The 12,811-nt window shown below is 60.1% G+C and carries 9 protein-coding genes; 7 read left to right on the top strand and 2 right to left on the bottom strand.

Annotated elements, in window-relative coordinates; all coding sequences use genetic code 11:
• Positions 1 to 3: 3 nt before the first annotated feature.
• Together PseuLF5_RS17880 and PseuLF5_RS17875 are read right to left on the bottom strand one after the other, a co-directional pair.
• Positions 4 to 1,473, bottom strand: a complete 1,470-nt coding sequence (locus tag PseuLF5_RS17880; protein WP_340134180.1) for an efflux transporter outer membrane subunit — start codon at positions 1,471 to 1,473, stop codon at positions 4 to 6.
• Positions 1,463 to 1,945: a MarR family winged helix-turn-helix transcriptional regulator gene (locus PseuLF5_RS17875; protein ID WP_222832546.1), complete on the bottom strand. Its 483-nt coding sequence runs from the start codon at positions 1,943 to 1,945 to the stop codon at positions 1,463 to 1,465. The genes PseuLF5_RS17880 and PseuLF5_RS17875 overlap by 11 nt, the downstream gene beginning before the upstream one ends.
• 306 nt (positions 1,946 to 2,251) lie before the next feature.
• Here PseuLF5_RS17875 and PseuLF5_RS17870 point away from each other — a divergent pair, with 306 nt between their 5' ends.
• The 7 genes from PseuLF5_RS17870 to PseuLF5_RS17840 all read left to right on the top strand — a co-directional run bounded on the left by PseuLF5_RS17870 (position 2,252) and on the right by PseuLF5_RS17840 (position 12,794).
• Complete coding sequence (locus PseuLF5_RS17870; RefSeq protein WP_186744379.1) at positions 2,252 to 3,256, top strand: fimbrial protein; 1,005 nt, start codon at positions 2,252 to 2,254, stop codon at positions 3,254 to 3,256.
• A 94-nt stretch (positions 3,257 to 3,350) separates the two neighbouring features.
• On the top strand, positions 3,351 to 6,164 hold the full coding sequence (locus PseuLF5_RS17865) for an ATP-binding protein (protein WP_123462412.1): 2,814 nt from the start codon (positions 3,351 to 3,353) through the stop codon (positions 6,162 to 6,164).
• Positions 6,151 to 7,338, top strand: a complete 1,188-nt coding sequence (locus PseuLF5_RS17860; RefSeq protein WP_340134178.1) for an EAL domain-containing response regulator — start codon at positions 6,151 to 6,153, stop codon at positions 7,336 to 7,338. Before PseuLF5_RS17865 ends, PseuLF5_RS17860 begins: the two co-directional genes overlap by 14 nt.
• 86 nt (positions 7,339 to 7,424) lie before the next feature.
• Positions 7,425 to 10,592 carry a hybrid sensor histidine kinase/response regulator gene (locus tag PseuLF5_RS17855; RefSeq protein ID WP_340134176.1) on the top strand — a complete coding sequence of 1,056 codons (3,168 nt, stop codon included), beginning with the start codon at positions 7,425 to 7,427 and terminating at the stop codon, positions 10,590 to 10,592.
• Positions 10,593 to 10,614: 22 nt separating this feature from the next.
• Positions 10,615 to 11,262, top strand: coding sequence for a response regulator (locus tag PseuLF5_RS17850; protein ID WP_123462406.1), 648 nt, complete (start codon positions 10,615 to 10,617; stop codon positions 11,260 to 11,262).
• A gap of 109 nt (positions 11,263 to 11,371) precedes the next feature.
• Positions 11,372 to 11,971, top strand: a complete 600-nt coding sequence (locus PseuLF5_RS17845) for a fimbrial protein (RefSeq protein WP_186744388.1) — start codon at positions 11,372 to 11,374, stop codon at positions 11,969 to 11,971.
• 73 nt (positions 11,972 to 12,044) lie between these two features.
• Positions 12,045 to 12,794 carry a fimbrial biogenesis chaperone gene (locus tag PseuLF5_RS17840; protein ID WP_222832541.1) on the top strand — a complete coding sequence of 250 codons (750 nt, stop codon included), beginning with the start codon at positions 12,045 to 12,047 and terminating at the stop codon, positions 12,792 to 12,794.
• The last annotated feature ends 17 nt before the right edge of the window (positions 12,795 to 12,811 follow it).

Genomic DNA, 12,811 nt, shown 5'->3' with positions numbered 1-12,811 from the left:
GAATTAGTTGTGCGGCGTGGCTGGGGTGGCGTTGGCTGCGGTCAGGGTTTCACCCTGGAAGCCGCCGCCCAGCGCTTGCATCAATTGAATCGACAGGTCGATCTGCTCGGCATTGAGGTTGGCCAGTTGACGCTGGGCCTGCAGCAATTGCTGCTCGATGCTGAGCACGTCCAGGTAGTTGCCGATGCCGGAACCGTAACGCTGGACGACGGTGTTGTAAGAATCCTGAGCAATGTCGGTGGCGTGTTGCTGCGCGCCGATCTGCCGGCCGATATCACGCAGCTGGTTGATCGTGTCACTGACATCGCCCAGGGCTTTCACCAGGCTTTTGTTGTACTGCGCCACCGCCAGGTCGTAATCGGCGTCGCGCGCATCGAGGTTGGCGCGCAGGCGCCCGCCGTCGAAAATCGGCACCGAAATGGTCGGGGCAATGTTGAAGAAACGACTGGCCGAGCCGAACATCGCGTCACCCAACAGGGATTCGGCCCCGGCCGAGGCCGTGAGGTTCAGGTTGGGATAGAAGCGGGTTTTCGCCGAGTCGATGTCCTTGCTCGCCGCTTCGACGCGCCAGCGCGCAGCGACCAGATCCGGGCGACGGCCAAGCAGTTCCGCCGGCAGCACCGACGGTACGGCCACGGCGCTGGCTTGCAGGACTTTTGGCCGGGCGATTTCGTTGCCGCGATCCGGGCCTTTGCCAAGCAGCACGGCCAACGCGATTTTCGCGCTGTTCAGGCGTTTTTCCGCGTCGATCAGACTGGCTTCGGAACTGGCTTCCAGACTCTGGGTTTGCTGGAACTGATACTGGCTGTCGATCCCGGAACTCAGGCGACGCTGGCTCAGGTCGAGCATTTGTTTGGTGCGTTTGAGGTCTTCGTTCGCCAGGTCGTAAACGATGTGCGCCTGACCGAGATCGCTGTAAGCGCGGGCGACGTCGGCGGCGAGGGTCAGTTGTGCAGCCTGACGATCGACTTCAGCGGCGCGGGCCTGACCGAGTGCGGCTTCCCAGGCGTCACGCTGACCGCCCCACAGGTCGAAGTTGTAATTGAAGCCGGCGCTGACGTTGCGCACCGTCGAATAAGCCCCACCCTGCCCCAGCGGATCCTGATCGCGAGCCAGGCGCGAACGGCTGATGCCGGCGCTGGCGTCGAGGGTCGGATAACGCTCGGCATCGGCGGCATACGCGGCGGCGCTGGCCTGATGGGCGCGGGCTTCGGCGATCTGCATGTCCGGGCTGTCGTGCAGGGCTTCGCGGATCAGGCCGTCGAGTTGCGAATCGCCAAGGCTGGTCCACCAGTCGCTTTTCGGCCACGCGGCCGGCGACAGGGTCACGCCGCTGAGGGACTGGCTGGCATTGAGGCTTTTCGCATCAAGGCGTTTGCCCTGAGTGTCGAGGCCACTGTAGTTGGCGCAGCCGGCGAGGATCATCGCCGACAGCACCAAGGTCAGGCTGCTGCGCAAGGTGTTACCGCTCATTGTGTTCACCTAACCGCTGGATAGTGATTGGGTCACCGGCTGCCAGCAGGATTTTCTTGAGGATGTATTCCAGGGTTTTCAACTCGTCCGGAGTGACGGCGCCGGCCAGTTCATTCATCGCGTCGGCGCCGATGTATGGCAGGCGATCGGCCAGTTGCTGGCCCTGCTCGGTGAGTTTGAGTTGCACCTGACGGCGATCGCCTTCGCTGCGGTGGCGAGCGAGAAAGCCTTTCTGCTCCAGACGATCGAGCATGCGTGTCATCGAACCGCTGTCCAGCGACAGATGCCGACACAGCTCGGCCGGGGTGTCGACGCCGAACTGGGCCATGATGATCAACACCTTGAACTGCGCGGCAGTGATGCCATGCGGCTCCATGTGGGTGTCGATGATCCGGTCCTTGAGCAACGCGGCACGGCCCAGCAACAGGCCGAGATGACAGTGTTTGAATTCGTCCGGGGTGAAATGCTTCATTTGCTCACCTAATAACTGCCTAGGCAGTGAATGTATGTCGAGATGTTACTGCCTAGGCAGCGAATGTCAACGTAATAGTTAGGTTGCTTTGTAATGAGTTGACCAATGGCCTGGGTTTTTGTGGCGCATAGAAGAACGTCATCGCGCCTACGGGGGGAACGCATTCCACATTTAGGAGTGAGCCTGCTCGCGATGGCCGCGACACGGTGCAAAGGAAGAGATGCTTTCTAAGAATCGCCTGATGTCTACAACCAGACGGCGTGTTTAACGTACGCAATTCATTGGCCGATTACGTAAACCCTCTTCATGAAACGTTTCAAACTCCAGCGCCCGCTCAAGCTAACGAAATTGATTCACACGCTATGTCTGTCGTTACTTTTCGCGCCCAGCTACGCGGGCGCGGCTAATTGCTCGTTCTTCCCGGGTCATCATCAAACAACTATCACTATGCAAATACCAGCTACCCTTTCGATCCCCCGTGACACACCTAACGGCACCGTAATATATGAAAGTCCTTCATTAACACTTGGACCTACGCCCAGCTCGTATAGATGTACGAACGAATTTTCATATGGTATTCAGAACAACGTCGGTGTGTCTAAATCGGGCGACCTTGTTTACGCAATCGGAAACACCGGGCTCGCATGGCAGTGGTCCTTCAGAGACGATGTAGCGATACCCATTTATCCGGGTATTCGCCGACAAGCGGGCGGATACGGATGGGACACCACAAGACACGTGCTACGGCTATTCAAAATAGCGGATGTAGTCGATGTACAGAAAATCCCGGCAGGAACACTTGGGACTTTCCATGCAGATGGTGTATCACCACTAGCAATGGCGACCAATGGCACAACGATTGTGCCTCAATCCTGTGAAACGCCTGACATCAAAGTAGACATGGGGTCGCATGACATGAGTAGCTTTGCCCACAACGGCGCATATTCTGAGCCGGTCAAATTTGACATCAGCCTTAACAACTGTCCGCCAGGCATAAAAAAGGTAACTTATACACTCAAGCCTACCCTGACTTCTCCCTCGCAAAATTCCACGAGGGGTATCGTAAAGCTGAGTGCAGATTCGACTGCTCAGGGTGTGGCTTTGCAAGTACTCAATAGCGATGGAAACCCTTTAGTCTTACATCAAAGCTATGTATTCGCAGACTATTCCTCTGCGGGAGGCAACTTGAAGATCCCCCTGAGCGCTCGTTACTTTCGCGTCGCTGAAACAGGTGGCAATGGTGGGTTCGACAAGGGCATGCGCGCCGGAACAGCTAACGCAACGATTGCATTTGTCATGAGTTACCTTTGAATCCATTGATGCGTTGCTATAGCCAATTGTTCGCGCAGCCCTCTTTAAGAATCGTCTGATTTTCATCATGCCCGGCCGCCCCTACTGTGCCGGGATGCGATTGAAGAACTACCTCCACCAGATCAGCCCGGTCTTGTCCACGCCCCACGCTGCGCGACGCCTGTTGCGCATTTTTGCGCTGGTACTGCTGCTGGGCATTCTCGGCGGCGTATACAGCTTTCTGCTGTTTACCTTCAACACTGAAATCTCTCAGCGGCGCAGCTATATGAGCAGCGCGATTGCTGAAGCGCATACCTTTTTCACCACCCGTGAAGCACTGCTCGAAAGCCTGAGCCTGTCGGCCACGCGCATGGCCAACATGGATTTGCCGGTCTCCGAAGAAGAGATCCGCCTGTTGCTCGGGCAAGCGCCGGGGCAGCAATGGAGCATCTGGCTGACCCGACGCATGCGCGATTACCTCAAGGCCCGGCAGCTCAACCTGGTCTACGTCAGCAGCGGCCCCCGGACCCAAGTGTTGCGCCTGTACAACGCGACTGCGGTGATCGGCCGTTTCCCCGAGACCATGCTCGAACAACTGCAGACCCTCAAGCACCACGACAGCGGCAACATCAAAGAACTCTGGCTGACCCATGCCGCCGACGGCCACTCGCAGCTATACATCTTCATTCGTCTAGACGCGCGCGACATCAACTCCGGCTGGCTCGGCCTGGAAATGGACGACCGCGAAGTCTCCAGCGCCCTGAGCGACCACAGTGCCGGCGAGTTCACCATGTTCAACTCGCAAGGCATGCCGCTGTTCAGCAACAGCCACAAGCCGCCGCCCGGGCAGAACCTGCCGCTGCTGCGGCAACAGGACTTCTTCGGGTTTGTCGGAGACGGGTGGCTGCCCGAGCAACTGGTGCTGCGCAAGCAACTGAAATCATCCGACTGGCAACTCACCTACTCCATCGACTTACTCGCGGTGCTGTGGGCGCTGTGGCCGCAAATGCTCGGTGCGTTGCTGTTCTGCTTGCTGAGTATCAGCCTGGTATGCCTGCTGACCCGGCGTCTGGAACACCGTGTGATCAATCCGGCGATTCACCGAATCCAGGCGCTGGTGGAAAGCGAGTTGTTCAGCCGCGACGTGATCCAGACTGCCCCGGTGGCGCTGTGCGTGCTGCGGCGCAGCGATGGCCAGGTAGTGCTGGAAAACACCCTCGCCCGACAATGGCTGGGCGCCTGTGGCGAGCAACTGGGCGCCGGCTGGATTCGCGACGCCTTCGATGCTGCCGAGCCGTTCTTGACGGATTACTTCGAGACCGCCGACGGCCGCCACCTTTACCTGAGCTGCGCACCGACTCGTTACAAGGGTGAAGACGTGTTGCTGTGTGCGTTCAGCGACATCAGTGCGCGCCGACAAATCGAAGCCGCACTGGAACAGGCGCGCCAATCGGCCGATGCGGCCAACGAGGCCAAGACCTTGTTCCTCGCCACCATGAGCCACGAAATCCGCACCCCGCTCTACGGCGTGCTCGGCACTCTGGAATTGCTCGCGCGTACACAACTCGATAGCCAACAGAAAAGTTACCTGCAAGCCATCGAAGGTTCGTCCGCCACGTTGCTGCAATTGATCTGCGACGTGCTCGATGTATCGAAGATCGAGGCCGGGCAACTGGCGCTGGAACTGAGTGAGTTTTGCCCCGCGACGCTGGTGCAGGAAGTGGTCCAGGGTTACGCGGCGGCGGCGCAGAGCAAAGGCCTGCAACTGTATGCCTGCCTCCACCCAAAACTGCCGGACCGGCTGATCGGCGATGCCAGCCGCGTACGGCAGATCCTCAACAACCTGCTGAGCAACGCGGTCAAGTTCACCGACTCCGGGCGTGTGGTGCTACGAGTCAGACTGCTCAGTCGCGAAGGCGAACGGGTGTGCCTGCAATGGCAAGTCTCGGACACTGGCAAAGGCATCGCCCATGAGGATCAGGCGTTCATTTTCGAACCGTTCTACCAGACCGAAGGCAACACCAACGTGGTGGCCGGCACGGGCCTGGGCCTGCCGATTTGCCAGCGTCTGACGCACTTGATGAATGGCACTCTGCGCATGGTCAGCGAGCCGGGACTGGGCAGCAGTTTTTCCCTGAGCGTGCCGCTGGAACAGCCCTCCTCCGGCGCATCCCCTGTCGCTTTGCCGACATTGGCCGCAAACAGCGTCTACGTGGTGTCGCCCATCCGCGAACTGGCCGACAGCCTCAGCGGCTGGTTGCGTCGCTGGGGAGCCCGCGCGCAAATCGGCGCACCTGACACCACCCAGCCCGACGCGACGGCTGTACTACTGGAGCTGCATCCCGCACCCTTCGGACAACCGTCAAACCCGGCATGGCACGGGCCACGCGTGCTGGCCAGCAGCGACGGTGCCCACGAACCGCAGTTCAGCCGTGACGGCTGGAAGGTCAATCTGAACGATCTCGCGGCGATCCAGCGCGCGGTTCGCCAAGCTCAGGGCGGTCCGATCGCCCCGCATCCGCAGCACCAGGAACGGCATACGTTACGGCCATTGCACCTGCACATCCTGGTGGCAGAAGACAACGTCATCAACCAGTTGATCCTGCGCGATCAACTCGAAGAACTCGGCTGCTCGGTGGCGCTGGCCAACGATGGCGAAGAAGCCTTGTCGCTCTGGCGCAACGGCGCGTTCGACATTGTCCTCACCGACGTCAACATGCCCCGGCTCAACGGCTACGAACTGGCCGAGGCGCTGCGCCGTCAGGGCTGCACCACCCCGATCATCGGCGCCACCGCCAACGCGATGCGCGGTGAAGACGCCCTGTGCCTGGCCGCCGGGATGAATCACTGCCTGGTCAAACCTTTTACGCTGCGAGCCTTGTTCGCTGTCCTGGCTCCCTACGAACGAGTAGCTCATGAAGCCCTGTAGCCTTTTAATTGTCGAAGACCATCCCTTCCAGCACCTGTATTTGCAGAGCCTGCTCAATGAGCTGGGCGTGTTCGACGTGGTCGGCGCCAGGGACGGCGAAGCGGCACTGGCCTGTCTGAAACAACGCGATTTCGACCTGGTACTCACCGACCTGCTGATGCCGGGCATGGACGGTGTGCAGTTCATTCAGGGCCTCGCCGCGCATCGTTCGCGCCCCGCGCTGGCGATCATGAGCGCCGCTTCCCGGCGCATGTTGATGGGCGCCAGCCTGGTGGCGAGCAATCTGCAAGTGAAAGTCATCGGGCTGATTTCCAAACCGGTGAACACGGCCGCCCTGCGCTGCCTGATCGATCAATTGCAGGCGCTGCGCCAGACGCCGCCGGCCGAGACCCGCGAAGGCATCGACCGCCAGAGTCTGTTGCAAGCGCTGGACAATGGCGAACTGCACGCCTGGTTCCAGCCCAAGAAAGCCCTGAGCAATGGCCGGATCGTCGCCGCCGAGGCTCTGGTGCGCTGGATGCATCCCGAGCATGGCACGCTGTTACCCGGGGCATTCCTGCCGGCGCTGGTCGCCTGCGGCCTCGAGGAGCGCCTGCTGTGGTGTGTGTTGGAGCAGGCGATTGCCGCGCAGATCGTCTGGCGCCAGCAAGGCTATGACATTCCGGTCTCGATCAACCTGCCCACTCACTTGCTCAACAGCCATGACCTGCCCGACCGCATCCACGCGTTCGTGCTGGCTCATCAAGGCTTGCCGGCACGCATCTGTTTCGAACTGATGGAGTGCTCGGTGCCCGACGACATCAGCAATTTCTACGCCGGTGCCTGCCGCTTGCGGATCAAAGGGTTCGAGCTGTCCCAGGATGATTTCGGCAAGGGCTACAGCTCGTACATGAATCTGGTCTCGGCGCCCTTCACTGAATTGAAGATCGACCGCACGCTGGTGCAAGGCTGCAACGCCAATGAGGAATTGGCCCAGGCACTGACCAGCATAGTCAGCCTCGGTCGCCAGCTGGGGCTGACGGTGGTGGCTGAAGGTGTCGAGACCGCGCAAGAACTTGCTCTGTTGCGTAAAATCGACTGCACTCAGGTTCAGGGTTTCCTGATCTCCCACGCCGTGTCTGCGGATCAGTTCCAGCAATTGCTGACCCATGACGGGCCGGCGAACGCGTATTGACCCGCAAGCGGGTGTTGACGAATGTCACTAGCTTTCGAGGTCACTGTGTCCAAAGGCTCTCCCACCACTGCTGCCCAGGCTCGCTAATGCCACATCCCAATGCCTTGCTGGAAAAACTCGCCAGCAGTTCATCGCGCCTGAACAGGAGCCTGCTGGTGCTCGGCGCCCTGATGTTGCTGTTGCTGGGCATCAGCTACGTGGGGGTGACGCGGATGATCGAAGAGCGACGCGAAACCTTGCAGTTTCACTTTGCCCGGCTGATGGAGAATGTCCGCGAACAGGAAGTGTTCCTGCAGGATATCGCCCGGGAAAGCGCCAAGGGTGAGCGGCTGCCCTCTGCCCTATTGCCGCCCTACACACAAAGGCCTCTGCCCGATGAAGGGCCGGGCGTTTTTGAGGGCCGCGGCCTGCCGTTTTCGCTGCCCTACAGCCTGAAGATCAATCCGGACAGGATCGCCCCCAGCCAATACCCGAAAATCTTTGCCCTCGGTACCCATCTGGCCGCTTACTACAGCGCGTTCTGGTCAGCCTCGCACTATCAGTCGCCAGAGGTCGTGCTGATCAATGGTCCCGACAATTTTGATGTGGCCGTACCCTCTGCCGGGCGCTTGCGCGGTAACGAGCAGACGCAGGTCGGCCATCTGGTCGAGGTGATGACCCAGGTGAACAAGCGCCTGCGCGGGCAGCGCTCGCCGCCACCCGATCTTCAGGTGCACTGGGAACCCTATGTCTCTGCCGAGGATGACAAGAACACGCCAACCCTGCTGGCCTACGTGAGTATCAATCTGGCCAGCACCGCGTTAACCGTCGAGGGCGCCGATACCTGGGTGGTATTGGGCTCTCTTATGAACCTGTCGCAGGTCAATAACATCGAGCGGCTGATGCAGTGGTCGATCTACGACGACTTCACCTTGATCACTCCACGTGGCGTAGTCTTGACCGGCGCCCTGAAACCCGACGAGGTGCTGAATGAAGGGGTGAATTTCAAGCGTGACGGCCTGGTGTTCAAACTGAGCAGCCCCGGCGAGCAACACTGGACGGCAATCTACTTCATCAGTGTGCGCAGTTTTCTCGATTACGCGCTGTGGCCGTTGCTGTGCCTGTTGGCGCTGGTGATCGCCGTGCTCGGTTGCAGTCGGGCGGTCAATCGCTGGTACCAGACCCGGGTCATTCTGCCGGCGCAAAGCGCGCACGCGAGCATCGCCGAGAGCGAAGCGTTCAGCCGCGCGGTGATCGACACCGCGCCAACCGGCCTGTGCGTGATCCGTCGCAGCGATCACCATGTGCTTCTGCAAAATCAGCGTGCCCAGCAGTGGCGTGACTACGGCCAGTTGATGAACCTGCTCACCTCGCGCACCGCCCCCGGCCACGCCGACCTTGAACTCGACGGGCGCCACCTGCACGTTGCTTTCGTGCCCACCCGTTATCAGGGGCAGGACGCCTGGTTGTGTGCGCTGCATGACGTGACCCGGCATGTCGAAGACGCGGCGGCGCTGGAAGATGCACGCCAGGCCGCCGACTCGGCGAACCAGGCCAAGAGCCGCTTCCTCGCGACCATGAGCCATGAGATTCGCACCCCGCTGTATGGCGTGCTGGGCACCCTGGAACTGCTCGGCCTGACCGCGCTCGCCCCGCGTCAGCAGGATTACCTGCAGACCATCCAGCGCTCGTCCGTCACGTTGTTCCAGCTGATCAGCGATGTGCTGGACGTGTCGAAAATCGAAGCCGGACAGATGACCCTCGAACTGCAGGATTTCTGCCCGCTGGAATTGACCGAAGACACCGTGCGCACCTACAGCGCCTTCGCCCTTTCCAAGGGTCTGCAACTGTATGCCTGCATCGACGCGACGCTGCCGGACCGGCTACGCGGCGACCCGATACGGATTCGCCAGATCCTCAACAACCTGCTGAGCAACGCGATCAAGTTCACCGATAACGGTCGTGTGGTGTTGCGGGTACGGGTGCTGGAAAGTGTCGACGGTCGTGCCAATGTGCAGTGGCAGGTCAGCGATTCGGGGGTGGGGATTTCCCAGGCGCAACAACAGCAATTGTTCGACCCGTTCTATCAGGTCAACGACGCCACCGAACAGGCCGGTGCCGGCCTCGGCCTGGCCATCTGCAAGTGGCTTTGCGAGTTGATGGCAGGCCAGTTGAACGTGGTCAGCGAACCGGGACTGGGCAGCAGTTTTACCCTGCAACTGGCACTGGAACACGCGCCCGGCGCATTGGCCGATTGCCCTGCGTTCAATCCCGGCATCCCCGCCGTTTATGTGCGCGCCCAGGTCACTGAGCTGGCACAGCACCTGATCGCCTGGCTTAACCGTTTCGGCCTCGATTGCCGTGCGCTGCCGGCGGATGCGCCCGGGTCATCGGCGCTGCTGGTGGAGCTCTCGCCACTGGCCAATACCACGCCGTGGCCCGGGTCACGCATCATCGCCACTGCAGGCGGCCCCAACCCGTCGCAGTTGCGCGGTGCCGACCGGGAAGTCGATGCCGGCGATGTCCGGGCGATTGCCTGGGCGATTCATCAAACCCTGCATGGCGCCGGCAGCGCCAGTCAGCCGTTGCCGACGGAGAAGACCCGGCGCTTGAATCTGCACGTACTGGTGGCGGAAGACAACGTGATCAACTCGGCAATCATCAAAGAGCAACTGGAGGTGCTGGGCTGCACGGTAGTCGTCACCGCCAATGGCGAACAGGCGCTGGCGCAGTGGTCGCCGGGGCGCTTCGATCTGGTGCTGACCGACGTCAGCATGCCGATCATCAACGGCTACCAATTGGCCGAAGCATTGCGCCAACGGGACCAGACCGTGCCGATTATCGGCGTCACCGCCAACGCCCTGCGCGAAGAAGGCGAACGCTGCGCTGCGGTGGGCATGAACGCGTGGATGGTCAAACCGCTGAACCTTGCCACCCTGCGCGCGCACCTGGAAAAACACTGCAAGGTCGCCCTGCCGGAGGCCACCGCCGCGCCGATCCAGCTGTCGCCGAAAATGCGCGAACTATTTGTCACCACTCTGCGCCAGGACATACACACGACCCTGACGGCACTGGACAGCGCCGATGCCAATCGCGTGGCGCAGCAGTTGCACAGCATGGCCGGCGCGCTGGGTGCGGTGCAGGTCGAAGCCATGGCCACAGCGTTTGTCGAACTGGAGTGTCGTTTACACGGCATGGCCGTGACTCGCACCCTGGACCTGGAAGTCCGCCAGCATCTGGCTCGCTTGAAAGATCTGTTGGATACCCTTGAATAATTTCACTCTGGATAAAGCAGCCATGGAAACCCTGAACGTAGTCATTGCCGATGACCATCCGATCGTTCTGCTGGGGGTACGCGAGCTGGTTGAGCGTGACCAGCGCTTTCGCGTGGTGGGCGAAGCCGTTTGCTCCAGCGAACTGATCAACCTGCTCGAAACCCGCCGGGTGGATCTGGTCATCACCGATTTCAACATGCCCGGCGACTCGACCTACGGCGATGGTCTGAAACTGGTGGACTACCTGACGCGGCACTACCCCGGCGTCCGCGTGCTGGTGCTGACGATGATTTCCAACCCGCTGATCCTGACGCGCCTGCAAGAACTCGGGGTGCTGGCGATCATTCAGAAAAACCAGCTGCACAACGAAATCGAAACGGCGCTCAAGGCCATTGCCCGGGGTAATCCGGTACGCAGCAACGGACCGCCGCCGACTTCCGTGATCGTCGACAATGCTGACCTCGACGAACGCTTTACCCGACTGTCGCCCAAGGAGCACGAAATATTGCGTTTGTTTGTCTCGGGGCTGGGCGTCAGCGACATTGCCCGTGGGTTGAACAGAAGCGCCAAGACGATCAGCACTCAAAAGATATCGGCCATGCGCAAACTTGAAGTCAGCAGTGATCAGGACTTATTGGCTTATTGCATAGAACGCAACTTGTTTAACTAACAGATAATGACTTTCCAGTTAAAGACGACTTCTAGGAATCGTCTGATGTTCCAGCAAAAGTGCGCGCTATATCGTGTTGTTGTTTTAACCCCAACCATTGGAAAACAACATGAAAAAGCTGACTCGCGCACTTCTCGCCCTTTCGATCATTGCCGCCACGGGCAATGCGCTGGCAGAAGATCCACCGGCTCCGCCAGCACCAACCAAGGCCGGCAGCGGCACCATCAACTTCACCGGCACCATCAACAACGATGCCTGCTCGGTTGAAGGCGCCGGAAGCAACAAAACCATTTCGGTCAACATGGGCGAAGTGTCGATCAAGGACATGGGCACCGCCACTGCACCTAAAGGCAACGGCACCCTGAGCGCCGAAAACTTCGACATGAAGATCAACTGCAACGCCGGCACCAAAGTGGCGATGATTTTCGAACCGACCAAGGGCGCAGGCTCGGGCATCGTTGCCGGGACCAAAGTGCTGAAGCTGATCGACGGCCTGGGCGCTGCGAAGAACATCGGTATCGCCTTGCTCGACTCCAACGGCGCATTGATCGACCTGAGCTCGCCGTCCACCGCGAAGATCGAAAACACCCTGCAAGACAGCAACACCACGCTGAAATTCTCGGCCGCCTACGTCACCACCGCCGACGTGGCAACTGCCGTTGCCGGTCGTGGCGACGCCACCCTGCCGTTCACGCTGCAATACGAATAACCCGCGCGAACACTCACGCCTGGTGCGGGGCCGGTCGGCCCTGCACCCTCATTCAATTGCGCGGTACCCCCCTATGTTTTATCGTCACTCATTGTCCTTTTGTGCGGGCCTTTTGGGTCTGCTCGTGGCCAATCAGGCCATGGCCGGCATTTCCTTGAGCAGCACCCGTCTGGTCTTCGACGGCCAACACAAGGAAGCCGGGATCACCGTGCGTAACAGCGGTGCAGATGTACTGATTCAGTCGTGGATCGACACCGATTCCAGTGAAACCGCCGCGGTACCCTTTGCCGTCACTCCGCCCCTGGTGCGCGTCAGCGGCGACGAACAGCAGATCTTGCGGGTGATCTACGAAGGCGCGGGCATGCCGACCGACCGCGAGTCGGTGGTCTGGCTCAACGTGCAGGAAATTCCCCAGTCGGCGAAATCGGCCAACACTTTGCAACTGGCCGTGCGCCAGCGCATCAAGGTGTTCTTCCGTCCCTCGGGACTGAAAAACAATGCCTACCTGGCACCGAGCGAACTGACTTGGCGCCTGGCCGAACGTGCCGGCAAACGAGTACTGCAGGTGAACAACCCGGGCCAGTATCACGTGTCGATTGCCGATATCACCCTGCAATCCGGCGCAGGCAGCGAACACCCTTTTGATTCGATGATGATCGCCCCCGGCGAACAGAAAGAGTTCAGCCTCAAACAACTTCACAACGCCAATACAGTGCGCCTGTTATTCAGCAGCATTAATGACTATGGCGCACAAGACCGTTACAGCGCGCAACTTTCGAACAATCTCGATGCCCGCGCCAGTTTGAATAAAGAAGCGCCATAACTTCCGTGCCGCTGCTA

Source organism: Pseudomonas sp. LF-5 (assembly GCF_037626295.1).
Taxonomy (GTDB): Bacteria; Pseudomonadota; Gammaproteobacteria; order Pseudomonadales; family Pseudomonadaceae; genus Aquipseudomonas; species Aquipseudomonas monsensis.
This window is presented reverse-complemented; position numbering and strand designations above follow the sequence as displayed.

Coding starts and splice junctions, on each gene's coding strand:
- PseuLF5_RS17880 (WP_340134180.1), bottom strand. CDS start 1,473: ATGAGCGGTAACACCTTGCGCAGCAGCCTGACCTTGGTGCTGTCGGCG.
- PseuLF5_RS17875 (WP_222832546.1), bottom strand. CDS start 1,945: ATGAAGCATTTCACCCCGGACGAATTCAAACACTGTCATCTCGGCCTG.
- PseuLF5_RS17870 (WP_186744379.1), top strand. CDS start 2,252: ATGAAACGTTTCAAACTCCAGCGCCCGCTCAAGCTAACGAAATTGATT.
- PseuLF5_RS17865 (WP_123462412.1), top strand. CDS start 3,351: ATGCGATTGAAGAACTACCTCCACCAGATCAGCCCGGTCTTGTCCACG.
- PseuLF5_RS17860 (WP_340134178.1), top strand. CDS start 6,151: ATGAAGCCCTGTAGCCTTTTAATTGTCGAAGACCATCCCTTCCAGCAC.
- PseuLF5_RS17855 (WP_340134176.1), top strand. CDS start 7,425: ATGCCACATCCCAATGCCTTGCTGGAAAAACTCGCCAGCAGTTCATCG.
- PseuLF5_RS17850 (WP_123462406.1), top strand. CDS start 10,615: ATGGAAACCCTGAACGTAGTCATTGCCGATGACCATCCGATCGTTCTG.
- PseuLF5_RS17845 (WP_186744388.1), top strand. CDS start 11,372: ATGAAAAAGCTGACTCGCGCACTTCTCGCCCTTTCGATCATTGCCGCC.
- PseuLF5_RS17840 (WP_222832541.1), top strand. CDS start 12,045: ATGTTTTATCGTCACTCATTGTCCTTTTGTGCGGGCCTTTTGGGTCTG.